Raw genomic sequence first — 25972 nt, 5'->3', positions numbered from 1 at the left:
GACGAACGGGCACGACGGCGAAGGGGGCTCCCGCAGCGGGAGCCCCCTTCGCCGTCGTGTGTGCGGCTACTCGGTGTTGCGGGCCAGTTCGAGTGCGTACTCCGGGTACCAGTCACCGGCCTTGGGACCACCCTTGCAGTCACCGTCGGACTCGCCCGGCCGCTTCACCCACAGATAGGCGTCGACGAGCGGATCACCGGTCTTCGTCGTGGGCTTCTCGCCGAGGGCACGGCCCGGCGGGTTGCACCAGTTCTCCTTCGGATCGCCCTGGGTGTACGGCCCGTTGCCGTTGCGGCTGGTGTCGATCACGAAGTGCTTCCCACCGACCATGGCGGACAGCTTGCGGCCGAAGTCCTTGCTGGCCTCGGTCGTCTGGAAGTTGGAGACGTTGACCGCGAAGCCGTCGGCCTGGTCGATGCCGGCCCGGCGCAGCGGATCCGGGAGGGAGCCCGGGTCCGCCCAGCCCGCGTTGCCCGCGTCCAGGTAGACCTTGGTCGCGGGGAGTCGCCCGAGCCGTTCGATGGCCCCCTTCAGCAGGTCGTACCGCTCCTGGTGGTACTCCTTCGGGGTGCAGCCGTCCACCAGGTGCAGCACGGCGTCCGGTTCGAGGACGACGGTGGCCCGGCGGTCGCCGATGCCCTTGGCGACCTTGTCGACCCAGGCGCGGTAGGCGTCGCCGTCCGAGGCACCGCCCTTGGAGAACTGGCCGCAGTCACGGTGCGGGATGTTGTAGAGGACCAGAAGGGCGTCGCGGTCCGCCTTCGCGGCGGCCTTCGTGTACTTCCGCGCCTCGCCCTCCGGGTCGTCGGGGCCGATCCACTCGCCCATCGGCTGGGCCGCGATCTTCTTGATCAGCTCGGCGCTCGCGCTGTCACCGTCGTCGAGGTACGAGGCCACCTGCTTCGCCGCGTTTCCCTCGGGGTTCACCCAGTACGGATCCGTCGCCTTGGGCTGCTGGGCCGCGGGCTTGTCGCCGTCGCCGTCCGAGGAGGAACATCCCGCCACCAGCAGGACGGCCCCCATCGCGGCCGCCGTCCATCGGGCGCGCCCGACTCGACTGCCGTACATCCACTCCCCCTTGGTGCACCGTGGTACGTGCCGGGCCACCCCCCAGGCGCCCCGCTGCCGGAACGAGCCCGGCCGGATCCATCCTGACACACGCGGTCCGCGGGCCACGAGGCAACCGCGGCCGCGGCTGCCTCCCGGCCGTCCGCGGCCGAGGACGGCCGATGCGCTCTCGTGGGTGAGGGCCCCGCCCACGACCTGCGGCGCGGTCCCGGCGGGCCCGAACACCGACTCCGGCGGGCCTCAGACGCCGCGCGCGTCCGTGAGGTAGGCGGACACCACGACGTTCGCCGTGTACGAAGCGGTCTTCCTGTCGTAGGTGCCACCGCAGGTGATGAGCCGGAGTTCGGCCCGGCCCGGGTGGTGCGCCCCGTACACCTTGCGGGCGTCGAACCGGTCCCGGCTGACGACCTGGACGTCCTCGATGGTGAAGACGGCGACCGAGCCGTCGGTCCGGGTCACCTTGACCGTCTCGCCGGGGCGGGCCGCGCTGAGGCCGTAGAAGACCGCCGGCTCGGTCCTGGTGTCGACGTGGCCGACGAACAGCGCCGCGCCCTCGGCACCGGGCCGGGTCCCGGTGCCGAACCAGCCGACGGCGTCCGGGGTGGCGAACGGCGGCGGTTCGACCGCGCCCGTGTTGTCCAGGCCGCGGGCGACGACGGGGGCCGAGACCCCTAGCGAAGGAATGTCCACCTTGGTGGGTCCGGCGGGTGCCAGCGGCTCCCGGGCGGGCGGCAGCGGTACGCCGAGCGGACGGCCCACCGCCGCCACGTCCCCCGTGGTGGGGGCCGAGGAGCCCCCGGCACCGTCGCTGGCCTCACGGCCCCAGAGCCACAGGCCCATCAGCAGGATCGCCCAGGCCACGCCGGTGAGCAGCCGCCCGCTGCCCGGAGGCGCCTCGTCTCCGGAGGGCACGGCGGGTCAGTCCCGGTCCGGGGAGCCGACGCGCCGGCGGCGGGCGCTGCGGAAGGCCACGGCGACGGCCGCCGCTCCGACCAGGAGCAGCCCGATCACCGTGTGCGGCGTGCCGGGGCCCTGGGATTCGGCGGACTTGGCGCTCTGCGCGGCCAGCCGGTCCGCGGCGCCGCCGCCGCCGGCGCGGACGGGCGCGACGGGGCTCTCGGCCGGGTCGGGAGCCCCGACCAGGTCCTCCGGGCCGTCCTCCTCGTCGGAGCCGTCGTCGGAGCCGTCCCCGCGATCCCGGGACCCGTCGTCCTTCTTGCCGTCCTGGGACCCGTCGTCCTTCCTGCCGTCGCGAGACCCCTCGTCCTTCTTCCCGTCGTCCTTCTTCCCGTCGTCCTTCTTCCCCTCCTGGGACCCCTCGTCCTTACTGCCGTCGCGAGACCCCTCGTCCTTCTTGCCGTCCTGGGACCCGTTGTCCTTCTGCCCCTCCTGGCCCTCACGGTCCTTCTTGCCGTTCTCCTCCTCGCCCTGTTTGTCGTCGGGCTCGAAGCGGGAGGGCGGCGTGAGCGTGACGATCTGGAGCCGGTCCACGGCACCGCTCTCCCGGCCGTCCTGCACCTCGCTCCCGGGTTCCGCTCTGACGGGGTGGACCGTGTCCGTGAGCCGGGCGCCTTCCTCCGCGTGCGCGGTCCCCGGGACGGGCGCCAGAATCAGGAAGCCGGCGGCCGCCCCTACGACACGGAGAGCAATCGGAACTGAACGCATTGTGAACCTCCTGGTGTAAAGAGATTCACGCGTTCCGCCCAGTTCCGCATCTCCAGGAGACCCGGACGGGTCACTGCGACGAGGCCGTCCGGGCCTCCGACCGGGTCAGATCCGGTCCACGAGGTCCGCGATGGAGTCGACCACCTTGGAGGGCCTGAAGGGGTGGCGGTCGATGTCCGCGGGCGCCGTCAGACCGGTCAGCACGAGGAAGGTCTCCATACCCGCCTCGAGCCCCGCGAGCACATCGGTGTCCATCCGGTCGCCGATCATCGCGCTGGACTCGGAGTGGGCCCCGATGGCGTTCAGACCCGCCCGCATCATCAGCGGATTCGGCTTGCCCACGAAGTACGGGTCCTTGCCCGTGGCCTTGGTGATCAGCGCGGCGACCGATCCGGTCGCGGGGAGCGGGCCCTCGGCGGACGGCCCGGTCTCGTCCGGGTTGGTGCTGATGAAGCGGGCTCCGCCGTTGATCAGCCGGATCGCCTTCGTCAGCGCCTCGAAGCTGTACGTGCGGGTCTCGCCGAGGACCACGTAGTCGGGATCCTGGTCGGTGAGGACGTACCCGATCTCGTGCAGGGCGGTGGTCAGCCCCGCCTCGCCGATGGCGTACGCCGTACCGCCGGGGCGCTGGTCGTCCAGGAACTTGGCGGTGGCCAGCGCGGACGTCCAGATGTTCTCGATCGGCACGTCCAGACCCATCCGCGCCAGCCGGGCATGCAGGTCACGCGGGGTGTAGATGGAGTTGTTGGTGAGGACGAGGAACGGTTTCTCGCTCTCCCGGAGCTTCTTGATGAAGGAGTCGGCGCCCGGGATCGGCACGCCCTCGTGGATGAGGACACCGTCCATGTCGGTGAGCCAGGATTCGATCGGCTTGCGCTCTGCCATGAAGCGGACTCCTGCCGTACGCGTAGTGCGATGTGCGGTGTGCTGACGGGGCGCCGCCACGACGATGTACCGGCGCCCCCCAGCCTAGTCAGGAAGCCGTGACCCTGACCCCGTCGATCACCCAGTACCAGTTGTTCGCCCCGGTGTAGTGGAAGCGGAAGCTCACGTTGGAGACGCCGGCCGGGACGGGGACCGACACGGACTGCGGCTGCGACACCACGTCCGAGGTGTAGCTCCTGACCACGGTCGGCGTCCCGCCGTTGAAGGAGGCCAGGATCCGGGCGGTCTGGCCGCCCTCCTGGCGGTAGAGGGTCGTGAAGTCGAGCCGCACGGTACCGCGGCCGCTCACGTCGTACGCGGGGGTGACGAGCGTGGAGTCGTACCCGCCCGAGTTCGCCCTGTCGTCCCACTCGTCGGAGTCCGCCACGGCGAAGACGCCGCGCGACCGCACGTTCAGCTCCCGCCACTGGTCACGGTGCGTGCGGGACCAGAACTCGTCGGTCGCGAAGGCCCAGCCGCGCCACTCGCCGACTCCGCCGGTGCCCATCGCGTTGTTGATCACGGACCAGCCGCCGGGGGCGGTGTGCGTGAAGCCCAGGACGGAGGCCGGGATGCCCGTCTCGTCCACCCGGCCGGTCAGCGAGGGCTGGAGTGTGTCGAAGGGGTCCCCGGTGCGCTCCTGGACGGGCTTGCCGTCGAGGCCCCAGGCCGGGTCGGGGGTGATGCCGAGCTGTCCGAAGACGGTGGCGGCGACATCGACGAGGCGGGTGTCGATGGGCCGGGCTCCGGCGGGGATGCCCGGCCCCTGGGCCAGGACGAAGGTCCGCCGCTCCTCGATGGAGCTGCCTCCGTGGCCGCCCGCGTCGATGTGCCCGTGGTCGGTGGCGACGATGACCGTCCATCGCTCGGCCGGGTACGTGGGCCGGGCCTTGATCGCGGCGAGCAGCCTCCCGAGATGCGCGTCCTGGACGGCGATGGCGTCGAGGTACTTCCGGCCGGTGCCGGAGCCGTGCGCGACGACGTCGGTGTTGCCGAAGTACACGAAGAGCACATCAGGGTTCTGGTCGCGCAGGATCGACTCGGTGTCGTTCGCGATGGTGGCGTCGTGGCCCGGGTAGCCGTCCCTGTCGCCGTCGAGTACCAGCCTGACGTCGGCGCCGGGCGTGACGGTGCCCTGGGTGTCCAGGGGCTTCCAGTCGACGGCGGCGTACGTGGACAGTTCGGGCCGCACCTGGGCGAGCCGGGCCAGGAACCCGGGGTACCTGCCGTAGTTCTTGCCGATGAAGGTGTTGTCCCTGACGCCGTGCTTGTCGGGCCAGACTCCGGTGGAGATCGTGGACCAGCCGGGACCGGAGGACGTCGCGGCCATGGGGCGGGAGTAGAGCAGGGACGTCCCGTAGGTCCCGTTCGCCATCATCGACTTGAGGTGGGGGGCGTCGGCGGCGTCGATCCGGTCGTGGCGGAGCCCGTCCATCCCGACGACGAGCACCTTGTCCCTGCTGGTGCCGTCGGGGAGGGGCCGGGCGGCCGCCAGGGCCGCGGGGGCGTTGGTCAGCGCCGCGGCGGTCGCGGCGGTCGCGGCGCCGGCGGCGAGTACGGATCGGCGGGGTATGCCGCGGGTCGGCATCGGGTCCTCCGTCGGGTGTGGGTGACGTGATGGAAGTCGCGCCCAGTCCAACGCCCCCGCGGGGCGGGGGCGTTGGTCCGTGCCCGCTATCCTTCCGCGACCGTTCGCGGGTCACCAGGTGCGTAGGGCGAGCTCTTGGCTTGGGGGGTCGGAACGGGGCGAGTTCCGGGAGCGTCGCGACGCCCTTGACCCCGGTGAAAAAGACGATGCCGAACTCACTGGGGCACATGACGAGGACGAGGCCGCCGACGGCCGCGAGCGCGGGCAGCGCCTCGGGGAGGATCACCTTCCGGACGATGCGGGCGGGCCGCGCGCCCAGCGACGAGGCCACCTCCAACCGGGCCGTGTCGAGCTGCGAGTACTCGGCGAGCAGCGGCCCGGCCGGTCCCGTCCGGCGGCGGGCAGGCTGCCGCACGGGCGCTCCCCGCGGCCGCTCGACCGTCGGGTCGGCACTCCGGTGGTGGCCGGGGAGCGCCGGGGCCCTGGGCGCCGGCCACCCCCGCGGCCGGCAGCACGGCGTCCTGCGGGGCGAAGTGCAGGGTCATGTCGTCGCCGAGGGACGGCGGCCGGCGCAGCTCGCGCGGATCGGCCTTGCCGCGGTGCCCGTCGGCGTCCACGTACGGACGGTGCGTCGCCCCGCGCCACTGCACCTCGGCGATGCGCCCGCGCAGCGCGTTGGGGCCTTCCCCGAGACCCACGAGAGACCCGCCGGGGGCCGGTCGGCGACGGACCGGTGAACGGTCCACGCCGGGATGTCGCCAGACGCGGGTGAACGGCTCGCCGAACGGACGGGCGCGGGCAGGTGGGTGACGGAGCCGGTCCCGGCCGCGGCACGCCGGCGCCCGAGGGCTTGCACGGATGCGACACGTCCGTTCCCTGCAAGCCCTCAGCGGGACCGGCGCCTCAGCATGAGCAGCACCACCGCTCCGGCCAGGAGGACACCACCGGCCGTGGCCATACCCACCGAGTGCCAGGGACGGGTACCGGTCGCTGCGAGTTCGTGCGCGTCCCGCCGGGCGGTGCCGTCGTCGCCGGAACCGGGGGCGCGGGTCCGGGTCGCCTCCGGTTCGGCGGCGGACTCCGAGGGCCGCCCGGTGGGCTCGGGCGCGACGATGACGAAGCGGTAGTCGTTGGACTCCCCCACCCAGTCCCCGTCCGCCCCCCGGCGCTGGACGACCGCGGCGTTCGCGACGACTGCGTCGGGGGGTGTGGTGCGGTCGGGGAAGGCGAGCCGCACCCGTACGGAGAACGTGCCGCCGGCCGGCAGCGACAGGCCCGCGAAGCCGCCCGAGCCCGCTCCGAAGGCGCCGACGGCCTCGCCCTGGTCCGTCTTCTCGATGGTGACGGGCCGCCACATCTGCGCGGCGCCGTCGTAGAACTCCAGCCGGACCCGGTCCGGCGGGATGGCCCGGCCCTGCCCGGCGAGGACGACCACGGGGTGGATGTTCAGGCACGGCTGGGCCGTGGTGTTGGACAGTTCGACGGAGAACTCGTGGGCGCCGCCGCCGGCCCGGTACTCCTCCGGGCCCCCGCACGATGCGGGTGGCGACCGGGAACTCGACCGCGTTGAGATCGCCGCAGGACGGCTGCTGCTGGAGGGGCGCTCCGCCGGGTGCCGCGGGCGACGCGGCATTCGGCGCACCGGACTGAGGCGCAGCGGACTGAGGCGCGTTGGGCTGCGGGAGGGCGGACTGGGGGACGGCGGGCTGCGGGACCGGTGGCACGGGTGCCGCCGATTGGGGTACCGCGGGCTGCTGGGGTGCCGGGGGCTGGGGCACGAGGGGCTGCGGCACGGTGGACGGGGGCGGCACGGGCTGGGGCGGGAGGCGCCGGGGCGGGGTACGCCGGACGGCGGGAGCGGACTGCGGCGGGGTGGGTTGCTGCCGGCCGGTGCGGGGCGGTACGGACTGAGGAGCGCCCGTGCTGGGCGGCGCGGGAAGCGGTGCGGCCGTACCCGGCGCCGGCGGTACGGGCCGCGGGGTCTGCGGGGCGTGCGCGGGGGCCGGTGCCGCCAGGACGACGGGGACGAGGGCGGCCGTGACGGCTCCGGCGGCGAGGGCGGTGCGCAGGCGCATGGGGAACCTCAGCAGATCGCGGGCGTGGGCGGCGTCGGCAGCGACGCTGCCACGCGCGCGCCCACCCGCCGGGTACCGACGCCACCCCGCGACCTGAAAATCACACCATTACGCCCGGTTGGCGGAACCCGTCGCCTCCATACGACCGAACAGCGGGGCCAGCACGAGCTGTGCCGCCCCCTCCGCCACGGGGTGGGCACCGGTCTCGGCCAGCGCGACGTGCACGGCGCCGTCGCCGACCACCGAGCGGACGCCCCGGACGAACGTCTCCGCGTCGGCGAGGACCGTACGCCCGCCGAGCAGCACCTGGTCGACGTCGAGCAGCCGTACGAGGTTGGCCGCCCCGGTGCCCAGGATCCGGGCCGCTTCGCCGAGGTCTCCGCGGGCGACGGCCGCGAGGCACAGGGCCTCGATGCAGCCGCGGTTGCCGCAGGGGCAGACCGGGCCGTCGAGCCGCACGACCTGGTGCCCGAACTCGCCGGCGCCGGTGCGCGCCCCCCGATGCACCACACCGCCGATCACGAGCCCGGCGCCCAGTCCCGTACCGAGGTGGAGATAGGCGAACGACCCAGGCGCGGCGGAGGAGGCGGAAGCGAAGGCGGAGGGCGTGGCGGAAGCGGAGGGGACGGGGCCCCCGTCCGTCGGCCCGGTCACCGGACCGTAGCCTTCGGACCCCCCCTCCGGCCGCCCCCGCAACACGAGTGCCAGTGCGGCCGCGTTGGTGTCCTTGTCCAGGACGACCGGCAGGCCGAGCCGCTCCGCGAGTTCGTCGCGGAGCGGGACGCCCGCCCACCCCGGTGCACCGGTCACCCGGCCCGGGACCCCGCTCCAGTGGTCCAGCGGCCCCGGCATGCCGACCCCGACGCCGAGTAGCCGTTCCGGCGCGCCCGCCTGCAGCGCCCGTACCTCGCCCGTCGCCGCCGAGAGGACGTCGGGCACCGCGCCGCCGAGGTCCAGCGCCCGGGTGCGGGACGCGACCACCGTGCCTGCGAGGTCGACGAGGACGGCCGTCAGCTCGTCGCGGTCCAGGTGGAGCCCCACGGCGTGCGCGGCGGACGGGACGAGGCGCAGGACCGTACGGGGCTTGCCTCCGGTGGACGCACGACGGCCCGCCTCGGTCGCCAGCCCGTCCGCCCGCAGCCTCGCCGTGATCTTGCTGACGGCCTGGGGCGTGAGTCCGGTGCGCTCGGCCAGCTCCAGCCGGCTGATCCCGTCCTCGTCGGCCGCCCTCAGCAGATCCAGTACCAGCGCCGCGTTGTGGCTGCGCAGCACCGGAAGATTCGCACCCGCGTTGCTCCACTTCACCCCGCCATTGTGCGGTGCGCTTGCGCTTTGGCAACAGCGTTGCTTAAGTGGGGCCCATGACTGGCAGCACTGGCACCGGCGCCGCGACCGGGAATCCCACCCCGGCCGGGACGCCCTTCCGTGTCGGACTCGTCGGCTACGGCCTGGCGGGTTCCGTCTTCCACGCCCCGCTCATCGCGGCCACCGAGGGCCTCGCCCTCGACACGATCGTGACGTCGAGCGAGGAGCGCCGGGAGCAGGCCCGTGCCGAGTTCCCCGACGTGTGCTTCGCGGCCACGGCCGACGAGCTGTGGGAGCGCGCGGACGAACTCGATCTGGTCGTCATCGCGTCTCCCAACAAGACGCACGTCCCGGTCGCCACCGCCGCCCTCGAGGCCGGGCTCCCCGTCGTCGTGGACAAGCCGATCGCCGGGACCGCCGCCGAGGCCCGGGCGCTCGCCGGCCTCGCGGAGAAGCACGGCCTGTTGCTCTCCGTCTTCCAGAACCGCCGCTGGGACAACGACTTCCTCACCCTCCGCCGTCTGATCGAGGACGGCGGGCTCGGCGAGGTCCAGCGCTTCGAGTCCCGGTTCGAGCGCTGGCGCCCGCAACTCAAGGGCGGCTGGCGCGAGTCGGGCGCCCCCGAGGAGATCGGCGGCCTCCTGTACGACCTGGGCAGCCACGTCGTCGACCAAGCCCTCGCCCTCTTCGGTCCGGCGGTGCGGGTGTACGCGGAGTCCGACGTACGCCGCCCGGGCGCCGAGACCGACGACGACACGTTCATCGCCGTCACACACGCCGGCGGCGTCCGCTCGCACCTCTACGTGAGCGCCACGACCGCCCAGCTCGGCCCGCGCTTCCGGGTCCTGGGCTCGGCCGCCGGCTATGTGAAGTACGGCCTGGACCCGCAGGAGGCCGCGCTGCGCGACGGCGAACGGCCGGAACCGGACCGGCCGTGGGGCCGGGAGCCGCAGGAGCTGTGGGGGCGCGTGGGCTCCGGCGAGTCGCCGCTGACGGGTGGCGGACACCCCGTCGAGACCCTGCCCGGCGACTACCCGGCGTACTACGCCGGTGTCGCCGCGGCCCTGCGCGACGGCACGGCCCCGCCGGTCACCGCGTACGAGGCGGCCGACGCCCTCGACGTCCTGGAGGCGGCCCGCCGCTCCGCCCGCGACGGCGTCACCGTGGAGCTCGGCGCATGAGCGGCGGCGGCGCACAGCCCGGCTTCCCCGGGATAGCCGTGCTCGAGGCGCAGGAAGAGCGTCTGACGCTGCGCCGGTTCACCCACGACGACGCCTGGGCCCTCGGCTCGGCGCTGGCCGACCTGGCGCGCGAGCGGCAGGCGCCGGTCGCGATCGACATCCGTCGCGGCGGCCAGCAGCTCTTCCACTGTGCTCTCCCCGGGTCGTCGGCGGACAACGACGCCTGGATCGACCGCAAGCGGCGGGTCGTCGAGCGCTACGGCGAGAGCTCGCTCCTCGTCGGCAGCAGGTTCCGCGCCAAGGGCACGACATTCGAGGAGTCCTCCCGGCTCGATCCCGACCGGTACGCGGCGCACGGCGGATCGTTCCCGGTCCGCGTCGAGGGCGCCGGCGTCATCGGCACGGTCACGGTCTCCGGCCTTCCGCAGGTCGAGGACCACGCAATGGTGGTGGAGGCGCTGGAGCGCCTCCTCGCCTCCTGAGGACCCGCGGAGGGGGTGAATCCCCCGCACCCCCTCCGCGACCCTTCTCCTCCTCGCCCCGCTCTTCCCCTCCTCCTCGCCCCTGCCCGTGCGGCGCCTCCCCACGGCTCCCCGACCGTGCGGCCTAAGCGTCCTTCAGCACCTGGCGCTGGCGTCCGAGCCCTTCGATCTCCAACTCGACGACATCACCGGCCCGCAGATACGGCTTGGGCTCCGGCTGCCCCATCGCCACACCGGCGGGCGTACCGGTGTTGACGACGTCCCCCGGGTACAGGGTCATGAACTGGCTGACGTACCGGACCACTTCGGCGACCGGGAAGATCTGGTCGGCGGTGGAGCCGTTCTGCTTCAGCTCACCGTTGACCCAGAGCCTCAGGGACAGCGCCTGCGGGTCCGGCACCTCGTCCCGGGTCACCAGCCAGGGCCCCAGCGGGTTGAACGTCTCGCAGTTCTTGCCCTTGTCCCAGGTGCCGCCGCGCTCGATCTGGAACTCCCGCTCCGATACGTCGTGCGCGACGGCGTACCCGGCGATGTGCGCCAGCGCCTCCTCGTCGGACTCCAGACGGCGCGCGGTACGCCCGACGACCACCGCGAGCTCCACCTCCCAGTCCGTCTTCTCGCTGTTGCGCGGCACGAGGACGGTGTCGTCGGGACCGACGACCGTGTCCGACGCCTTGAGGAAGACGACGGGCTCGGCCGGGGGCGCAGCGCCGGTCTCCGCCGCGTGGTCGTGGTAGTTCAGCCCGATGCACACGACCTTGCCGACACGGGCGACCGGCGCGCCGATCCGCTCCCCGGCGGCGTCGAGCACCGGGAGCTCCCCGGCCTCCGCGGCCGACCTGATCCGGCCGAGCGCGTCCTCGTCGGCGAGCAGCGCCCCGTCGATGTCCGGCACCAGTCCCGACAGGTCCCGCAGGGTCGTCCCGTCCCGGTCGAGCAGCGCGGGCCGTTCAAAACCCGCTTCACCGACACGCAGCAGCTTCATCTCTGTTCTCCCTGTGGTCCCTGGCGTCGAGGTGGCCCCGCTTGAGGAGTCCCCGCGTGCGGCGGAGGGGAATGTGCGGCTCATCGGAGGTTTGGCTGATCCTCCAAGAGTCCGGGACAGCCTGCAAGACCCTGTTCACAACCTGGACCGTTACCCGACGGTAGTCAGCGCACCGGCAGCCGGGGCGTCCCGGTACAGGAACGCCCTCTCCACCGCACTCCACGTCATGCTTGTCACCACGTAGAGTGCCGCCGCCAGCGGCACCACGGCGACGGTGATCAGCGTCGCGAACGACATCAGCGGCAGCACCTTCGTCATCGCGCCCATCCCCGGCAGCACCTGCTCCGGCCGGGCCGGGCCGGCGGCCGCCGACTGCCGCCTGGTCCGCGCGTACGTGAACGTGGCCACGACGGCGACGATCCCGAACACCGCGAGGTACACCGACCCGGCCGGCCCGAACACCCCGCCCTGCGCGAGCGCGTCGGCCCACCGACCGCCCAGCTCGGCACCGAACAGGCCGTGCCCGAGCAGTTCGTTCGCCTCTCCGCCGATCCGGGAGCTGGAGAACAGCTGGTACATGAGGAAGAACGCGGGCAGCTGCAGCAGCCCGGGCAGACAGCCCGCCAGCGGCGAGACCTTCTCCCTCGTATGCAGTTCCAGGACGGCACGCTGCAGCCGCTCCGGATCCTTTCCGTGCTTCCTGCGCAGCTCGGCCATCTGCGGCGCGAGCCGGGCCCGTTCCTTCTGCCCCCGCGCCGCCGCGCGGGACAGCGGATGGACGGCCAGCCGAACCAGCGCGGTGAACAGGACGATCGCCGCGGCGGTGGCGGAAGTGTGGAACAGCGGCTGGACCAGGTCGGCGAGCAGACCGACCAGGGAAGCGAACAGGGACAGGAGTGCGGACATGGAGGCCCTCCGGGTCTCGTCGTGCCGGAACGAACGGATATGTCGGCATGACGACCCGCGAAGGGACACACGACCCCGAAGGGGCACGCGTGTGAGAAAGGTGAGGGGGGTGGCGTCCCTACGCGGCCGTCGTCGAGGGACGACCGGGAGCCCTGGGCCGGCAGCGGCCCGCGGAGTCGGGATCGCGCTGCGGCAGGAACGCCGTGCGCTGCTCGCGATCACGCAGCGCGGTACGTATGCGGGTGCCCGGCACCCGCGGAACCGCCCGCGAGAGGATCAGCGCACAGGCGACCAGCGCGGCACCGGCCGCCGCGGTGGCGGCGAGGGCCACGGCGGTGGAGAGTCCGATGCCCCCGGCGACGAAGACCTCGACGAGGATGAAGAGCAGCAGCGCGAGCGGCCTCAGCACACGCCAGGTCTGACCGGCCATGCGTGCCCCTCCCTTGCTTCCCCGCCCCGCTCGCAGCGGTGGCCGTGCTGCCGTACGAGTGATACGAACCTCCATTCGTTATACACGAGCGGAATGCCCTCCGGGTTCCCTGTGGAAAACCTCGGCGACGCACCTCGCACCCGGCCCGCGGGAGGACCGGCGTCCGGCGACGGGCGGGCCTCCGCGAGCACCACGGCCGGCCGGGCCCGGGTCGCGCGACACGGCGCGTGGATCACCGGGGCCGCGTCGCGGCGAGCTTTCCCCACACCACCAGCCGGTACTCGGACGTGTACTCGGGCGTGCACGTCGTCAGCGTCACGTAACGGCCGGGCTCGCCGTACCCGTAACCGGGCCGGACCGCACTCCGCGGCACGGCCGCGATCACCCCGCCGTCGCGCGCGGACGTCCGGGGCAGTTGCTGGTCCACCACATAGGTGAAGACGCCCGTGCGGGTCTCCACCTCGATCCGGTCGCCCTTGCGCAGCCGGTTGATGTACCGGAACGGCTCGCCATGGGAGTTGCGGTGCCCCGCGACCGCGAAGTTGCCCGCCTGCCCCGGCTGCGCCGTCCGCGGATAGTGCCCGACGTACCCCTTGTCCAGCACACCCCGCCTGGCGACCCCCCGCGCGACGGGCGCGACGACACCGAGCCGCGGGATGCGCAGCACGGCGTACGCCTGGTCCCGGCCGGGCGCGGCCTCCCGGGAGCCCCTCCCACCGCCGGGGCCCGGTGCACCCCGGTCCGGGGCGGCCTGCCCCGCACCGGCGTCCGGGCCGGTGCCGTCGCCCGACCCGGCCCCGGCATCCGGCCCGGGCGTCCGTACCCACTCCCGCTCCAGGGCCTCGACCTGCCGTGCGGCGCCCTCCTTGGCCTGCCGGTTGGTCCACCAGAGCTGGTGCGCGACGAGCAGGAGCACCACGACGCCCAGGGTCACGGTGATCTCGGCACCGGCCCAGAGCGCGCGGGCGAGCCCGCCCCGGGCGCCCGCCCGGCCCGACCGGGTCCGCCGCCCCTGTACGACCACAGGTGTCCGCCCGGCTCCCCGCCGCGGCCTCCGCTCCCGCACGGGGCGCACGATAGGGGCGGCCCCTCCAAGTCACCAGGCCCCTGCGAGGCCCCGTACAGCAGTACGGTGTGCTGCATGCGCCCCGACACTCCTGCCGACCACACCGCCGAAGCCGAGCGCCTGCTGCGCACAGCGGAGCAGTACCCGGAGGACCGTGAACCGCTGCTGCTCCAGGCCGCGGCACATCTGGAGCTCTCCGGCGACCGGGCCCGCGCGAGCGGCCTGTACGACAGCCTCCTCGCCGACGATCCGGACGACTCGCACCTGATCAAGGCGCTCCAGGCGGCCAACCTGTGGGAGTACGGCCACGAGGCGGAGGCACGCACGCTCATCGACGGCATCCGCACGGCGGCCCCGGACGACGCGGCACCGTGGGAGATCATCGCCGAGACGCTGGAGGCCCACGACGAACTCGACGCGGCCCACTCCACCTTCACCGAGGCGGTCACCCGGCTCATCGCCCCGGACGAGGAGACCTCCTACTCGACCCAGTCCCTCCTGACGGGCCGCCACCGCGTGCGCCGCCTCCTGGCGCTGCCGCACGACGACTGGGACACCCTCGCCGACCGCCTCCACGCGGCGGCCGTCCCCCTGGACGAACTCCACGACCCCAAGCGCCTGTGGGCCCTCGGCTCCTCGGACCCCGCGGAGCTCCGCGCCGAGATCGACCGTCTCCGCTCCGAGCTGGGCACCTACCGGGCCGCGCTGTCCCGCCCCTTCCCGGTCGCGGTCCTCCACTGGCCGGCCCCGGAGCTGACCGAACTCCTCGGCACGTACCCCTCGCTGGCCTCGGAGTACCCGACCCACGACGCCCATCTCACCGCCATCGAGTCCGCCCTCCGCGACCTCGCGGCGACGGGCACGGGCAACCTCGGCATCGTCACGGGCACGGTCCCCTCCTACGAGGCCTTCGCCGCTTCGGAGGCCACCTCCCCCGCGGACGCCTCGCTCCTCCCCCAGTACGCCACGACACTGGCGGCCCGCGGCAAGGCGACGCCATGGCCCCCGACGAAGGGGGCACTGTGCTGGTGCGGGTCGAGGGCGGCCTACGGGGGGTGCCACGGGTTGGCCAGGCCCTGATCCCTGTCGGTGGTCGGTGGTATCTCCGGGAAGGGGGTCACAGGGGAGGGAATCAGATGACGAGGCCGGTGAACGCCGGGCCGCCAGTTGCCGGGCTCTACGAGCAGTTGATCACTTTGCGACTGGAGAACCGGCTCAAGGATCTGGGAGCGGACGGCCAGTGGCACGCGATCGACGACCTCGTGGGGCCCGAATCATCGCCCCACGTGATCGCTCGTCATGTGGCGGAGACGACCAGGCTGGTGCTGGAACGGCTGCCCGCAGCAGACCGGGTGCACGCGGCGAACCACATCCTCGAAGCCATGAACACCGTGGACGGGGCTCGTGAGTGGGTCGACCTCATCGCCGAAGGCCCCAGACAGTTGCTCGCAGTCGCCGAGAAGGAAGCCGAGGGCGTGTACGCCATCCGCCCGGCGACGCCCCTGTCCGACACGGCACTCATCACCAACTCCCCCGAGGACCCGAGCCTCGGTTTCGAGTTGCGGGCCGAACTGGCGACGGCTGACAGCGTCGACCTGCTCTGCGCCTTCGTGAAGTGGCACGGACTTCGCGTCATCGAGCGGTCCCTGGAAGCCGCTCACGCTCGCAGCGTGCCCATTCGCGTCCTCACGACCACCTACATCGGTGCCACCGAACGGCGCGCTCTGGACAGACTGGTTCAGAAATTCAGCGCCCAGATCAAGGTCAACTACGAGCTGCGCTCCACCCGCCTCCATGCCAAGGCCTGGCTCTTCCGCCGGAACAGCGGCTACGACACGGCATACGTGGGCAGTTCCAACTTGTCGAAGGCCGCGCTCCTCGACGGACTGGAGTGGAACGTCCGCCTCTCCTCCGTCGCCACCCCGGACGTGCTGCGCAAGTTCGAGGCGACCTTCGACTCCTACTGGAGCGATCCGGCATTCGAGCCGTACGACCCCGTGCGGGACGCCACGCGTCTCGACGACGCGCTCCTGCAGGCGGGCCGCCGAACCCGCAGCGCCGAGGACCGCCATCTCACACTCTCCGGGCTGGAGGTACGCCCCTACCCACACCAACGGGACATGCTGGAACGCCTTGAAGTGGAGCGTGAACTCCACGGACGCGACCGCAACCTCTTGGTCGCCGCGACCGGCACCGGCAAGACGGTCATGGCCGCCCTGGACTTCAAGCGCCTACGGGAGAAGTACGGACCAGATCTGCGACTTCTCTTCGTCGCTCATCGCCAGGAGATCCTCCGGCAGTCGCTCCGCACGTACCAGGACGTACTCGTCGATGCGAACTTCGGGGAGGAACTGCACAGCAACCTCGTTCCCAGCGATTGGAACCACGTCTTCGCCAGCGTTCAGTCCCTCAGCACCCGGCGTCTCGAGCGCTTCCCACCGGACCACTTCGACGTCATCGTCATCGACGAGTTCCACCACGGGGTGTCTTCGACCTATCGGAAGATCATCGACTACTTCACTCCTCGCCAACTGCTCGGCTTGACCGCGACGCCGGAGCGGATGGACGGACGCAACGTCCAGGACGAGTTCTTCAACGGCCGCATCGCGGCGGAGATGAGGCTGTGGGAGGCGCTGGAGAATGAACTGCTGAGCCCGTTCCACTACTTCGGCGTGACCGACAACACCGATTTGAGCGCCGTTGCGTGGAAGCGCGGCTCGTACGACCTATCGGAGCTGAGCACCCTCTTCACCGGTGACGACGCTAGAGCACGCCTCGTGGTACGGGCCGTCATGGACAAAGTCTCGGACCCGGCGTCCATGCGTGCCCTGGGGTTCTGCGTGTCGGTCTCCCACGCCCGCTTCATGGCCGACGTCTTCTCGCACGCCGGCCTCAAAGCCGTGGCGCTGTCGGGCGAGTCCCCCCGAAGGGACCGAAAGGCCGCGCTGGACTCACTGAAGTCCGGAGAGTTGCAGGTCATCTTCTCGGTCGACCTCTTCAACGAGGGCCTGGACATCCCGGACGTCGACACGCTCCTGCTCTTGCGCCCCACATCAAGCGCAACCGTGTTTCTGCAGCAGCTCGGGCGGGGACTGCGCCGAACCGAGAGCAAAGCCGTGCTGACCGTTCTCGACTTCATCGGCCAGCACCGCAAGGAGTTCCGCTTCGAGCAGCAGTTCCAGGCGCTGACCAATCTGACGCGCGGCCGCCTACTGGCCGGTATCGAGCGCGATTTCCCGACCCTTCCCTCCGGCTGCCAGATCATTCTTGAGCCCAAGGCCAAGAACACCGTCATCGGCAACATCCGCAGCCAGATCAGCATCAACGTCACACAACTGGCACGGGAGGTCAGACAGCACGCGGAGCCTCGCCTCTCCGGCTACCTCAAGGAGAGCGGCCGGGACGTCAAGGAGCTCTACAGAGGTAGCGGAAACTCCTGGACCGGCCTCCTGCGCCGCGCCGACCTGCTCTCCACGCCTGCGGCCGAGGGGGAGGACGCACTTCTCAGAAGAGTGCCCGCCTTCCTTCACATCGACGACCCACACCGCGTCGCGGCGTATACGAGCCTCCTCGAGGACGACGCCCCCCGGTACGACGAGCTTGATGGCCTCGGCCAGGCATACGCACGCATGCTCTTCTTCTCGCTCTGGCCCCTCGGAGGCTTCCGCACGTACCAGGAGGCCTTCGACTCGCTGGGTCCCCGCCATGACTTCCGAAGCGAACTCCGCCAGGTCCTGGCCTACGTCCTCGACCAGGCGGACCACGTCCCCATCCCCCTCCTCGGCGACCTTGGCGGCGTCCCCCTCACGGTGCACGCTTCCTACAGCCGCGAGGAGATCCTCCCTGCCCTGGGCCAGTCCCATATAGGCGGTTTCATGCCAGGCCACTTCCGTGAGGGCGTCAAGTGGTGCGAGAGCACACGAACCGACGCTCTACTGATCACGCTGGAAAAGGACGAGAAGGACTTCTCCCCCCGGACCCGCTACCGGGACTACGCCCTGAACGAGTCCCTTTTCCACTGGGAGTCCCAGAACCAGACCTCGGACACCTCCCCCACCGGCATTCGCTATAGGACGCACAAGGAGCTGGGAAGCCACGTCCTCCTCTTCGTCCGCCGCTACAAGAAGACGGACATCGGCGGACCCCAGCCCTGGCTGCTCCTCGGCCCCGCGGACTACGTGACGCACAAGGGAAGCAAGCCGATGGGCATCACGTGGAGGCTTCAGCGTCAGATGCCTGCCGACGTCTGGACCTACTCGGCCATCGCCGCGAACTGACCTCCGGCCGACTCAGCGCACACAGGCGCACTCAGCAGTCGCTCACGGCAGCCGGCGCCTCCTGGCGTCTCCCCGCCCCTCGACCAGCCAAGAGTGGCCGGGCGCGCGTTCCGCTCCGTGCGGTTGTTACCCCTGTAAGTGGTGGGTCCCCCGGCGCGGTCGTAGCGTCGATACAGAAGCACCGTTCGAAGGAGGTCGGGAGCGCCTGTCGGGATGCGCCGTGGGGTACGGGGCCGCCCTGGGCGGTAGGGGTGCGTGGGGACGGTGGGCCGGGTGGCTCGGGGAGAGACGGCTGGGAGCACACATGCAGACACACAAGCTGAGGACCGCGGCCATGATGTTCGCCGCGATGTCGCTCGCAGTAGGCCTTGTACCTGCGACCGCCTCGGCGTCCCCCTCCGTGGCGGCACAGCCCGGTGACGAGGTCGTGGTGGTGGACTGCTTCATGAAGGCGCAGGTGCGCCCGAGCGAGTTCCTGATCGCCTGCGGTGACGGCAACAGTGGGCTGACCGAGCTCAAGTGGTCGTCGTGGGGTCCGACGTCCGCCGTGGCCACGGGGCTGAACGTGGTGAACGACTGCAAGCCCTACTGCGCCGCGGGCACATTCCACTCGTACCCCGTGAACGTCAGGTTCGAGCGCCCGGAGGCGTGGGAGAAGAACCCCGATCAGCAGCGGTACGGGCAGCTCCACCTCAGTTTCCCCGGTAGCAGGCCCGAGCACCTGCCGCCCGAGGTGACGTACAAGCTGTGGGCCTGACGGTCACCGGGGTCCGTTCCCGACGGGCCTGACCGCGAGGGCGTATCCGTGCCGCCGCGCGCGACGCGTCGCCGCCGGGCGCGGGGCCCACCGGCTCGTACGATCCGGAGTCATGGTGCGAAAGCGCGTAGTGGTCTCCGGATTGGTCCAGGGCGTCTTCTACCGGGACACGTGCAGGCGGGTCGCCGAGGAGCACGGGGTGGCCGGCTGGGTGCGGAACCTCACCGACGGACGGGTCGAGGCAGTGTTCGAGGGCGGTCCCGACGCCGTCGCGACGCTCGTGCGGTGGGCACGAGTAGGGCCGCCGTCCGCCGATGTGCGCGCGGTGGAGGTGAGCGACGAGGAATCCGAGGGGCTCATGGGGTTCGAGGTGCGGCACAGCCCCAGCGGCGGCGCCTGACCCTCCCGCCGGGGCCGCTGCCGGGCCCGGCGTGCCCGATCCCGGGAACTGGACCTCGCGGGGCCCGGGGACTGGACCTCGCGGGGCCGGTGCGAGGCGGACGCGTACCCGGCGGTCACGCCGTGTCGTGCGCCGGTGGCCGGCAGGACTCCCCGGCCACCGGCGCGTGGTGTCGGCCCGCCACCGGCCTGCGGGACCGGTGCGGATCGCCCGCCGTCACATGCCGATGTTCGCCGGCCGGTGGGTGTGGCTCTCGACGTCGGCAGCGGCACGGCCGACGAGTTCATGAGCCAGTTCGGAGCAGGCGCGGGCCGCCGCCAGTTCCTCGCCTATCTTCGCGTCCGGGCTGTCGTCCGGATTGCGTCGCGCTATGCCCCTGCCCTCGACGCCGGGAGCGTTGGGGCCGCTGAGAGAGGCCTTGCAGGCCGTCCGCGTCCCGTCCTCCTCGAACGACAGGTCGATGTTCCAGTGCTGCGTCGTCATGACGGGTCACCTTCGCCGTACGGTTCCGTCGGCCCCGTCCACCGCGGGGCACTGTGCTGGTCAGGTGCGGGGGTGTGCCCGTTCCACCAGATCCTTGAACTGGTGGAGGTCCGCCCGGACGGTCCTCTCGATCGCGGACGACTGGGCAAATCCCCGGGGCCCCCCGAACGCGTCGTGCGCCTCCGCGGGGTCGTACTCCATGCGTAGCTGCATCCTCGTGTGGGTCGCGTCGATCGGGAGGAGCGAGACGGAGCCGCTGAGGTGCGGGGTCTCCGTCGTCCTCCAGGTCATCGTCTGATTCGGACGGAGATCGTCCGTGGCGGCGTCGAGCCCGAAGGCCCGCCCCGCCGCGGTCTCCACGTCCATGTGGACGCCGGAGGCTCCCTCGCGCCGGGCCTCCCGTACGCCTCCTACGAACTGCGGATAGTCCTCGACCTGGTGCAGGTGGTTCCAGACCACGTCACCGGGCGCCGTGATGTCGATCTGTTCTTCGAGAGTGGGCATGACGGTCTCCCTGCCTCTCCCTCCAGGGTGCGTTCCGTGGCGCCTCACCGCAACGGATCCGACGCGGTGCGCGGGCCGCAGGGGGCCTCTCCCCCCGCCGGCCCGTGAGCGGCCAACCGGCCGGTGGGGAACGGGGTCTTCGACATTCGGCGGGCGGCGCGTCCGCCGGTCCTCGTCCGGGCCCGGCGGCACGGCCCGGCGCAAGGCGGCGAAGTCTCTCGATCTGGGCCTGTCGCGCCATCCCTGGCGACCAGCCCTCGGGCTCGAGTGCCGACGGAACGGATCGACCGGCCGTCGGCGGCCGGACGTGAGGACAGTCCGAGAACGGCCCGGCAGACATGGCCGGAAGCGGCCCCGAAGGACATTGAACGGGGACGGCGGCGCGTCCGTACTCAAGGGCAACTCCCCCATGGTGGCTGGGTGCGCAACCGGCGGACAGAGTCCGGTCGCGCACCCAGCGCTTTCCCGGGCGCTCCCGGCTCTGCCCGCGGCTCCCCGCCGCACTCCCGCTCGGCGCCGGCCCACGCCGGCCCCTTGCCCGCGGTCGGCCCGGCGCCGGCTCAGCCGCCGAGCGCGTGCGCCACCGTGTAGATCAACAGACCGGCCAGCGCACCGACGACCGTGCCGTTGATCCGGATGAACTGCAGGTCACGACCGATGTGCGCCTCGATCTTGCGCGAGGTGTGCTCGGCGTCCCAGCTCGCGACCGTGTCGCTGATCAGGGACGTGATCTCCTCGCGGTACGTCGTCACCACGTACACCGCGGCGTTCTCGATCCAGCCCTCCAGCTTGCGCTGAAGCCTGCCGTCCGTGGCCAGTCGTGCGCCGAGGGACATCAGGGAGGCACGGGCCCTCAGCCGCAGTTCGCTGCGATCGTCCTCGGCCGCGGAAATGATCATGGCGCGCACGGACGCCCATGCCGACGCGATGATGTCCTGCACCTCGGGGCGGGAGAGCATGTCGGACTTCATGCGCTCCACCCGGGTGCGGGTGTCCGTGTCCGCCTGGAGGTCGGAGGCGAAGTCGGCGAGGAACCGGTCGATCGCGGCACGCGCGGGGTGGTCGGGGGCGTCACGCATCTCGGTGACGAACCGGACCAGCTCCTTGTAGACCCGCTCGCCGACCTTCCGGTCGACGAAGCGGGGCGTCCAGCCCGGGGCTCCGCCCTGGACGGCGTCCATCACGGAATCGCCGTGGGTGGTCAGCCAGTTCTGGGCGCGGGCGCAGACCAGATCCACGGCGCGGTGGTGGGCACCGTCGGCGACGATCTTGTCGAGGGTCTTGCCGATGCCCGGCGCGATCTCGACGGTCTCCGCGCGGCGGGTGATGGCCTCGCCGACGACGGCCTGGACGTCGGAGTCCCGCAGGACGGCGAGCGCGCCGCGCAGGGCGGTGGACAGTTCGGCGGTGACGCGGTCGGCGTGTGCGGGTTCGGCGAGCCAGGCGCCGAGCCGGCCGCCGAGGGAGAGGCCGCGCAGCCTGGCCCGTACGACGTCCTCGGAGAGGAAGTTCTCCCCGACGAAGTTCCCGAGGGAGGCGCCGAGCTGGTCCTTCTTGTTGGGGATGATCGCGGTGTGCGGGATGGGGATGCCCAGGGGGTGCCGGAACAGTGCGGTGACCGCGAACCAGTCGGCCAGGGCGCCGACCATCCCGGCCTCGGCCGCCGCGGCCACATAGCCGGGCCAGCCCTCGATGCCGGAGTTCCTGGCCCAGGTGGCGAGCGTGAAGATCACCGCCACCAGGAGCAGCAGACCCGTGGCCGTGGCCTTCATCCGGCGTACTCCGCGGCGTTTCTCCTCGTCGGCGGCGGTGTACGCGAAGGAGGCGAGCGGTGCCGGTCGCGGCTGACGGGCACGCCCGGTCGCGGACCCGGACCGGCCGCCCCCGCCCGGCTCGTCGGATCCCGGTCCGGCGCCGCTGCCGCCACGGGGTCCCGGCCGGGACCCGTCGCGCACCGCCTCGCCGGTCGCCTCGGGGCGGCGTCCCGCACCGTCGGCGTCGTCACGGCCGCCCCCGTCGCGCCCGTCGTCACCCGATCGGCCCAGCGCCACCTCGCGTCCGTCGGCGCCGCCCCCGGAGCGGCCGTGAGCGGGCCCGGCACCGTCCGCGCCGCCGCCCGCCGACGGCGGCGCGGGGGCGCCGGCTGCCCGGCCGTACCCGTCGGGCGCGCCCGGAGTTGGGCCCGGACGGCCGGCGGCCGGATCCTCGCGCTCAGGTCGTTCAGTTCGCTTCATCGACTCCACCCGTCCGCGTACGCGACGCTCCTACCCAACGGCCGTACGCCTTCTCCCTACCTGTGGTACTCCCGGGGCGCACGTCGAGTTCCCACGGCCATATCGGATGATGTGCTCATGAAAACCCAGCGGGCCGGGTACGGCCTGTTCGCCGCACTCGTCGCCCTGACCCTGCTGATCTCCGGCGCGATCATCAGCACCTTCTCCCTCGTCGGTCCGGACCACCGGCGGCAGGCCGCTCCCGGCACCGGAACCGGCGGCCGGCCCGGCAACACGACGGCGCAGGCCGTGGGCACGGGCGGCTGGACCGGGACCTGGTCCGCCGCGCCCGGGAAGGCCGGAGTCGCCCCCGCCGGCGGGCACTCCGTACGGAACGTCGTCCACACCAGCCTGGGCGGCAGCGAGGCCAGGATCACCCTGTCGAACCTCTACGGGACCGAGCCCCTGCACATAGGCCGCGCCTCCATCGCGGTCGCCGCCGGGGGCGCGGCAGCCGTCCCCGGCAGCCTGCGGCCGGTGCTCTTCGACGGGCGCCGGTCCGTCACGGTGCCCCCGGGCGGGCACGTCGTCGGCGACCCGGCCCTCCTCGCCGTCCCCGAGGACGGGCATCTGCTCGTCTCCCTCTTCGTCCCGGCGCCCGGCGGGGGCACGGTCACCCTGCACGCGCGGGCGCGCCAGACCTCGTACCTGGCCCAGGGCGACCGCACCCGCGACACCGGCGCGGCGCGCTACACCCTGCGCACCTCCTCCTGGCACCACCTGACGGCCGTCGACGTCCGCAATCCGGCCGCGCGCGGCACCGTGGTCGCCCTCGGCGACTCGCTCACCGACGGAGCGGGCTCCACGCCCGACACCGACCGCCGCTGGACCGACCACCTGGCCGACCGGCTCCGCTCGGGCCGCTGGGGATACGGCGTCGTCAACCAGGGCATCAGCGGCAACCGGCTCCTCCAGGACGGCATCGGCCCGAGCGGCCTGTCCCGTCTCGACCGTGACGTGCTCGACCGGCCGGGCGCCCGGGTCGTCGTGATCGCCCTGGGCGTCAACGACCTCCTCCGCCCGGCCGGCACGGCGGACCCGGCGCGGGTCACGGCCGGGCTGCGGAGCCTCGCGGACCGGGCGCGGGCGCGCGGACTGCGGGTGGTCGGGGCGACGCTCATGCCGTTCGAGGGGCACCCCCGCCACAGCCCGGCTCTGGAGGCCGCCCGGCAGGAGATCAACGAGGCCGTCCGCGCGGGCACGGTCTTCGACGCCGTCGTCGACTTCGACCGCGCCCTGAGGGATCCCTACGCCCCGGAGCGGCTGCACCCGGCGTACGACTCCGGGGACCATCTGCACCCCAACGACGCGGGGTACGCGCGGATGGCACGCAGCGTGGACCTCTCCGCGCTGATAGGCGAACGGGCGGCGGCCCGCCTCTGACGCGGGGCGGGGCGCCGCGGCAGGACCCCCGGGCCGTACGTCGCGGGCCCGGGCCGGAGCCGCCTCGGCTCGCCGCTCGGAGTCCGGCCCGGCCTCCTGCCCCGCAAGGGGTCCGCGGCCGACTCGGTCCCGCCCGGTGCGAGGGCGGTCCAGCGAGCGTCCCGGCGCCTGTCCCCTCCGTCCGGCGCGCTCCACGGCGGTCCCTTCCGCGTCGGGAGGTGCACGGAGAGGGTCTTCTCGACCCGGAGGGGGCGAACCGCCGCACCTGTCCGGGGCAGCGGGCCGGGAGCCGCCGGCCGGGGTCCGGCGTGGGAGGGGACTCCGGCCGGCGGCGGGACGTCAGAGGCCCAGGTCCTTGATGATCTTCGCGACGTGGCCGGTGGCCTTCACGTTGTAGAGCGCCCGCTCGACCTTGCCGTCCTCGTCCACGACGACCGTCGACCGGATGACCCCCGTCACCGTCTTGCCGTAGAGCTTCTTCTCGCCGAACGCGCCGTACGCCTCCAGGACCGCCTTCGACGGGTCGCCGACGAGCGTGACCTTGAGCTCTTCCTTCTCCCGGAACTTCGCGAGCTTCTCCGGCTTGTCCGGGGAGACGCCGATCACGTCGTAGCCGGCGCCCGCCAGCAGGTCCAGGTTGTCGGTGAAGTCGCAGGCCTGCTTGGTGCAGCCCGGGGTCAGGGCCGCCGGGTAGAAGTACACGATGACCTTGCGGCCCTTGTGGTCGGCGAGCGAGACCTCGTTGCCGTCCGCATCGGGCAGGGCGAAGTCCGGGGCGGTGTCGCCGGGCTGGAGTCGCTCGCTCATTCTCGGTTCTCCTCAGGGATGTGGGCGTACGGCACCGAGCGTAATAGGGGTGCCGTTGGGTGCGGTCGGCGTCGAGCTGACAGACTGTCGAGGAAGGACTACCGGAAACGACGACGGAGGCGGCGCGGTGTCGGACGCCAGGACCCCTGCGCAGATCGAGGCGGACATCGTCCGCCGGCGCGAGCAGCTCGCCGAGACGCTCGACGAGATCGGGGTGCGGATGCACCCGAAGACGATCATCGGGGACGCGAAGGCCAAGGTCGCCTCGACCGTGGACCAGACCGCCGGGCGGGCTTTCGTGGCCGCGAATCGCCTGGTGATCGACGTGAAGAACCGGTTCGTGCACCCGGACGGCGCGCCCAGGCTGGAGCGCGCGGTGCCGGTGGCGCTGGCCGTCGTGGGCCTGGTCGGTCTGCTGGCCCTGGCCGCCAGGAAGCGGAAGGCGTGACCCCGCTCCACCCCGGAGGCGGCCCGACCGGCGTTCGGCAGGTAGGTTCGGTGTCGTGAGCGACAACACCCTCGACAAGCACGACAAGCTGCCCATCAAGATGCTGCACGACCGGGTGCTGGTCCGGTCGGACGCCCCCGAGGGCGAGCGGCGGTCCGGCGGCGGCATCCTGATCCCGGCGACCGCGGCGGTCGGCCGGCGTCTGGCCTGGGCGGAAGTGGTCGCCGTCGGGCAGAACGTCCGTACGGTCGAGGCCGGCGACCGCGTGCTGTACGACCCGGAGGACCGCGCGGAGGTCGAGGTGCGCGGCGTGGCGTACGTACTGATGCGCGAGCGCGATCTGCACGCCGTCGCCGCGGACCGCTTCGAGGGCGCCGAAGACTCGACCGGGCTGTACCTGTAGCGGTCCGCGCCGCCGCCCGGCCCGGTGCCGGTACGCGCTGCCCGGCGCACGCCCGGACGAACCGCGCGGCCCTGGGCGCGGCGGTACCCGCACGGGCGGGGAAGAGGCCTGGTGACACCGTCACCAGGCCTTCCTCATGCCCTTTGCTACGGTGGGGTCGACCCGACGAGACGCGCCGTACCGGGCAGGCAAAGACGACGCACCCCACAAGAAGTCCGCGTCTCGGAGGTGCCTGTCATGGCCTGGGTCCTGCTCTTTCTCGCCGGCCTCCTCGAGGTCGGCTGGTCGATCGGCATGAAGTTCACGGAGGGTTTCACCCGACTCTGGCCGAGCGTGTTCACCGCCGCCGGGATCGTCGCCAGCATGCTGCTGCTGTCCCACGCCGCCAGAACCCTGCCCATCGGCACCGCGTACGGCGTCTGGGTCGGCACAGGGGCGGCCGGTGCCGCGATCGTGGGGATGGCCGTCCTCGGTGAACCGGCGACCGCCGCCCGGATCTTCTTCGTCGTCCTGCTCCTCGTCGCCGTGGTCGGCCTGAAGGCGACCTCGGGCCACTGATCCC

The 25972-nt window shown here is 72.4% G+C and carries 25 protein-coding genes, 2 pseudogenes and 1 riboswitch; of the genes and pseudogenes, 10 read left to right on the top strand and 17 right to left on the bottom strand.

The window, feature by feature from the left end; all coding sequences use genetic code 11:
• Positions 1 to 66 precede the first annotated feature (66 nt).
• From O7595_RS21125 to O7595_RS21085, 9 genes and pseudogenes are all read right to left on the bottom strand, one after another.
• Entirely contained in the window at positions 67 to 1068 is a 1002-nt protein-coding gene (locus O7595_RS21125) for a glycoside hydrolase family 6 protein (RefSeq protein ID WP_269730213.1), read from the bottom strand.
• A gap of 240 nt (positions 1069 to 1308) precedes the next feature.
• Positions 1309 to 1980 carry a class F sortase gene (locus O7595_RS21120; RefSeq protein ID WP_269730212.1) on the bottom strand — a complete coding sequence of 224 codons (672 nt, stop codon included), beginning with the start codon at positions 1978 to 1980 and terminating at the stop codon, positions 1309 to 1311.
• Between the two features lie 6 nt (positions 1981 to 1986).
• A complete protein-coding gene (locus tag O7595_RS21115) occupies positions 1987 to 2733 on the bottom strand; it encodes a hypothetical protein (RefSeq protein ID WP_269730211.1) in 747 nt (248 codons plus the stop codon).
• A 105-nt stretch (positions 2734 to 2838) separates the two neighbouring features.
• A complete protein-coding gene (locus tag O7595_RS21110; RefSeq protein ID WP_269730210.1) occupies positions 2839 to 3618 on the bottom strand; it encodes an HAD-IIA family hydrolase in 780 nt (259 codons plus the stop codon).
• 88 nt (positions 3619 to 3706) lie between these two features.
• On the bottom strand, positions 3707 to 5245 hold the full coding sequence (locus O7595_RS21105; protein WP_269730209.1) for an alkaline phosphatase family protein: 1539 nt from the start codon (positions 5243 to 5245) through the stop codon (positions 3707 to 3709).
• 160 nt (positions 5246 to 5405) lie between these two features.
• Positions 5406 to 5621, bottom strand: a pseudogene (locus O7595_RS21100) (2-aminoethylphosphonate ABC transporter permease subunit); the annotation flags it as partial.
• A 193-nt stretch (positions 5622 to 5814) separates the two neighbouring features.
• Positions 5815 to 5895: pseudogene (locus tag O7595_RS21095) on the bottom strand (hypothetical protein); the annotation flags it as partial.
• 236 nt (positions 5896 to 6131) lie between these two features.
• Positions 6132 to 6878 (bottom strand): hypothetical protein, encoded by a 747-nt coding sequence (locus tag O7595_RS21090; RefSeq protein ID WP_269730208.1) that lies wholly within the window; start codon positions 6876 to 6878, stop codon positions 6132 to 6134.
• Between the two features lie 550 nt (positions 6879 to 7428).
• Positions 7429 to 8625, bottom strand: a complete 1197-nt coding sequence (locus tag O7595_RS21085) for an ROK family transcriptional regulator (protein ID WP_269730207.1) — start codon at positions 8623 to 8625, stop codon at positions 7429 to 7431.
• 56 nt (positions 8626 to 8681) lie between these two features.
• Between O7595_RS21085 and O7595_RS21080 the strand changes: the two genes are divergently transcribed.
• Positions 8682 to 9806: a Gfo/Idh/MocA family protein gene (locus O7595_RS21080; RefSeq protein WP_269730206.1), complete on the top strand. Its 1125-nt coding sequence runs from the start codon at positions 8682 to 8684 to the stop codon at positions 9804 to 9806.
• Positions 9803 to 10288 (top strand): heme-degrading domain-containing protein, encoded by a 486-nt coding sequence (locus tag O7595_RS21075; RefSeq protein ID WP_269730205.1) that lies wholly within the window; start codon positions 9803 to 9805, stop codon positions 10286 to 10288. Before O7595_RS21080 ends, O7595_RS21075 begins: the two co-directional genes overlap by 4 nt.
• 124 nt (positions 10289 to 10412) lie before the next feature.
• Here the strand turns inward: O7595_RS21075 and O7595_RS21070 are convergent, their stop codons facing one another.
• From O7595_RS21070 to O7595_RS21055, 4 genes are all read right to left on the bottom strand, one after another.
• Positions 10413 to 11273: a fumarylacetoacetate hydrolase family protein gene (locus O7595_RS21070; RefSeq protein ID WP_269730204.1), complete on the bottom strand. Its 861-nt coding sequence runs from the start codon at positions 11271 to 11273 to the stop codon at positions 10413 to 10415.
• 150 nt (positions 11274 to 11423) lie between these two features.
• The gene (locus tag O7595_RS21065) at positions 11424 to 12179 is read right to left on the bottom strand and encodes a YidC/Oxa1 family membrane protein insertase (protein WP_269730203.1); all 756 of its coding nucleotides are present in this window, start codon (positions 12177 to 12179) and stop codon (positions 11424 to 11426) included.
• A gap of 118 nt (positions 12180 to 12297) precedes the next feature.
• Complete coding sequence (locus O7595_RS21060; protein WP_269730202.1) at positions 12298 to 12609, bottom strand: DUF6412 domain-containing protein; 312 nt, start codon at positions 12607 to 12609, stop codon at positions 12298 to 12300.
• Positions 12610 to 12841: 232 nt separating this feature from the next.
• On the bottom strand, positions 12842 to 13633 hold the full coding sequence (locus O7595_RS21055) for a class E sortase (RefSeq protein WP_269730201.1): 792 nt from the start codon (positions 13631 to 13633) through the stop codon (positions 12842 to 12844).
• Between the two features lie 117 nt (positions 13634 to 13750).
• Here O7595_RS21055 and O7595_RS21050 point away from each other — a divergent pair, with 117 nt between their 5' ends.
• From O7595_RS21050 to O7595_RS21035, 4 genes are all read left to right on the top strand, one after another.
• Positions 13751 to 14755, top strand: a complete 1005-nt coding sequence (locus O7595_RS21050) for a hypothetical protein (protein WP_269730200.1) — start codon at positions 13751 to 13753, stop codon at positions 14753 to 14755.
• A gap of 56 nt (positions 14756 to 14811) precedes the next feature.
• A complete protein-coding gene (locus tag O7595_RS21045; protein WP_269730199.1) occupies positions 14812 to 17952 on the top strand; it encodes a DUF3427 domain-containing protein in 3141 nt (1046 codons plus the stop codon).
• Positions 17953 to 18256: 304 nt separating this feature from the next.
• Positions 18257 to 18709, top strand: coding sequence for a hypothetical protein (locus tag O7595_RS21040; RefSeq protein WP_332328208.1), 453 nt, complete (start codon positions 18257 to 18259; stop codon positions 18707 to 18709).
• A 112-nt stretch (positions 18710 to 18821) separates the two neighbouring features.
• Positions 18822 to 19109, top strand: coding sequence for an acylphosphatase (locus tag O7595_RS21035; protein WP_269730198.1), 288 nt, complete (start codon positions 18822 to 18824; stop codon positions 19107 to 19109).
• A 216-nt stretch (positions 19110 to 19325) separates the two neighbouring features.
• Here O7595_RS21035 and O7595_RS21030 read toward each other — a convergent pair whose 3' ends face one another.
• From O7595_RS21030 to O7595_RS21020, 3 genes are all read right to left on the bottom strand, one after another.
• A complete protein-coding gene (locus tag O7595_RS21030; protein ID WP_269730197.1) occupies positions 19326 to 19592 on the bottom strand; it encodes a DUF1876 domain-containing protein in 267 nt (88 codons plus the stop codon).
• Positions 19593 to 19652: 60 nt separating this feature from the next.
• On the bottom strand, positions 19653 to 20096 hold the full coding sequence (locus O7595_RS21025; protein WP_269730196.1) for an SRPBCC family protein: 444 nt from the start codon (positions 20094 to 20096) through the stop codon (positions 19653 to 19655).
• A gap of 560 nt (positions 20097 to 20656) precedes the next feature.
• Positions 20657 to 22330, bottom strand: coding sequence for a DUF445 domain-containing protein (locus O7595_RS21020; RefSeq protein WP_443071681.1), 1674 nt, complete (start codon positions 22328 to 22330; stop codon positions 20657 to 20659).
• Positions 22331 to 22447: 117 nt separating this feature from the next.
• Between O7595_RS21020 and O7595_RS21015 the strand changes: the two genes are divergently transcribed.
• A complete protein-coding gene (locus O7595_RS21015) occupies positions 22448 to 23752 on the top strand; it encodes an SGNH/GDSL hydrolase family protein (RefSeq protein ID WP_269730194.1) in 1305 nt (434 codons plus the stop codon).
• 339 nt (positions 23753 to 24091) lie between these two features.
• Here the strand turns inward: O7595_RS21015 and bcp are convergent, their stop codons facing one another.
• Positions 24092 to 24559, bottom strand: coding sequence for a thioredoxin-dependent thiol peroxidase (bcp, locus tag O7595_RS21010; RefSeq protein WP_269730193.1), 468 nt, complete (start codon positions 24557 to 24559; stop codon positions 24092 to 24094).
• 127 nt (positions 24560 to 24686) lie between these two features.
• Between bcp and O7595_RS21005 the strand changes: the two genes are divergently transcribed.
• The 3 genes from O7595_RS21005 (at position 24687) to O7595_RS20995 (ending at position 25968) form a co-directional block, all read left to right on the top strand.
• Positions 24687 to 25007, top strand: a complete 321-nt coding sequence (locus O7595_RS21005) for a DUF3618 domain-containing protein (RefSeq protein WP_269730192.1) — start codon at positions 24687 to 24689, stop codon at positions 25005 to 25007.
• A gap of 55 nt (positions 25008 to 25062) precedes the next feature.
• The gene (locus O7595_RS21000) at positions 25063 to 25410 is read left to right on the top strand and encodes a GroES family chaperonin (RefSeq protein WP_017948036.1); all 348 of its coding nucleotides are present in this window, start codon (positions 25063 to 25065) and stop codon (positions 25408 to 25410) included.
• A 133-nt stretch (positions 25411 to 25543) separates the two neighbouring features.
• Positions 25544 to 25614, top strand: a riboswitch (guanidine-III (ykkC-III) riboswitch).
• Positions 25615 to 25647: 33 nt separating this feature from the next.
• On the top strand, positions 25648 to 25968 hold the full coding sequence (locus tag O7595_RS20995; RefSeq protein ID WP_269730191.1) for a DMT family transporter: 321 nt from the start codon (positions 25648 to 25650) through the stop codon (positions 25966 to 25968).
• Positions 25969 to 25972: the final 4 nt, after the last annotated feature.

The organism is Streptomyces sp. WMMC940 (assembly GCF_027460265.1).
Classification (GTDB): Bacteria; Actinomycetota; Actinomycetes; order Streptomycetales; family Streptomycetaceae; genus Streptomyces.
The sequence above is the reverse complement of the archived record's forward strand: the minus strand, read 5'-3'. Positions and strand labels throughout refer to the sequence as shown.

Coding starts and splice junctions, on each gene's coding strand:
- O7595_RS21060 (WP_269730202.1), bottom strand. CDS start 12,609: ATGGCCGGTCAGACCTGGCGTGTGCTGAGGCCGCTCGCGCTGCTGCTC.
- O7595_RS21080 (WP_269730206.1), top strand. CDS start 8,682: ATGACTGGCAGCACTGGCACCGGCGCCGCGACCGGGAATCCCACCCCG.
- O7595_RS20995 (WP_269730191.1), top strand. CDS start 25,648: ATGGCCTGGGTCCTGCTCTTTCTCGCCGGCCTCCTCGAGGTCGGCTGG.
- O7595_RS21040 (WP_332328208.1), top strand. CDS start 18,257: ATGCAGACACACAAGCTGAGGACCGCGGCCATGATGTTCGCCGCGATG.
- O7595_RS21125 (WP_269730213.1), bottom strand. CDS start 1,068: ATGTACGGCAGTCGAGTCGGGCGCGCCCGATGGACGGCGGCCGCGATG.
- O7595_RS21110 (WP_269730210.1), bottom strand. CDS start 3,618: ATGGCAGAGCGCAAGCCGATCGAATCCTGGCTCACCGACATGGACGGT.
- O7595_RS21050 (WP_269730200.1), top strand. CDS start 13,751: ATGCGCCCCGACACTCCTGCCGACCACACCGCCGAAGCCGAGCGCCTG.
- O7595_RS21105 (WP_269730209.1), bottom strand. CDS start 5,245: ATGCCGACCCGCGGCATACCCCGCCGATCCGTACTCGCCGCCGGCGCC.
- O7595_RS21115 (WP_269730211.1), bottom strand. CDS start 2,733: ATGCGTTCAGTTCCGATTGCTCTCCGTGTCGTAGGGGCGGCCGCCGGC.
- O7595_RS21090 (WP_269730208.1), bottom strand. CDS start 6,878: ATGCCGCGTCGCCCGCGGCACCCGGCGGAGCGCCCCTCCAGCAGCAGC.
- O7595_RS21020 (WP_443071681.1), bottom strand. CDS start 22,330: ATGAAGCGAACTGAACGACCTGAGCGCGAGGATCCGGCCGCCGGCCGT.
- O7595_RS21070 (WP_269730204.1), bottom strand. CDS start 11,273: ATGAAGCTGCTGCGTGTCGGTGAAGCGGGTTTTGAACGGCCCGCGCTG.
- O7595_RS21035 (WP_269730198.1), top strand. CDS start 18,822: ATGGTGCGAAAGCGCGTAGTGGTCTCCGGATTGGTCCAGGGCGTCTTC.
- O7595_RS21075 (WP_269730205.1), top strand. CDS start 9,803: ATGAGCGGCGGCGGCGCACAGCCCGGCTTCCCCGGGATAGCCGTGCTC.
- O7595_RS21025 (WP_269730196.1), bottom strand. CDS start 20,096: ATGCCCACTCTCGAAGAACAGATCGACATCACGGCGCCCGGTGACGTG.
- O7595_RS21015 (WP_269730194.1), top strand. CDS start 22,448: ATGAAAACCCAGCGGGCCGGGTACGGCCTGTTCGCCGCACTCGTCGCC.
- O7595_RS21045 (WP_269730199.1), top strand. CDS start 14,812: ATGACGAGGCCGGTGAACGCCGGGCCGCCAGTTGCCGGGCTCTACGAG.
- O7595_RS21065 (WP_269730203.1), bottom strand. CDS start 12,179: ATGTCCGCACTCCTGTCCCTGTTCGCTTCCCTGGTCGGTCTGCTCGCC.
- bcp (WP_269730193.1), bottom strand. CDS start 24,559: ATGAGCGAGCGACTCCAGCCCGGCGACACCGCCCCGGACTTCGCCCTG.
- O7595_RS21030 (WP_269730197.1), bottom strand. CDS start 19,592: ATGACGACGCAGCACTGGAACATCGACCTGTCGTTCGAGGAGGACGGG.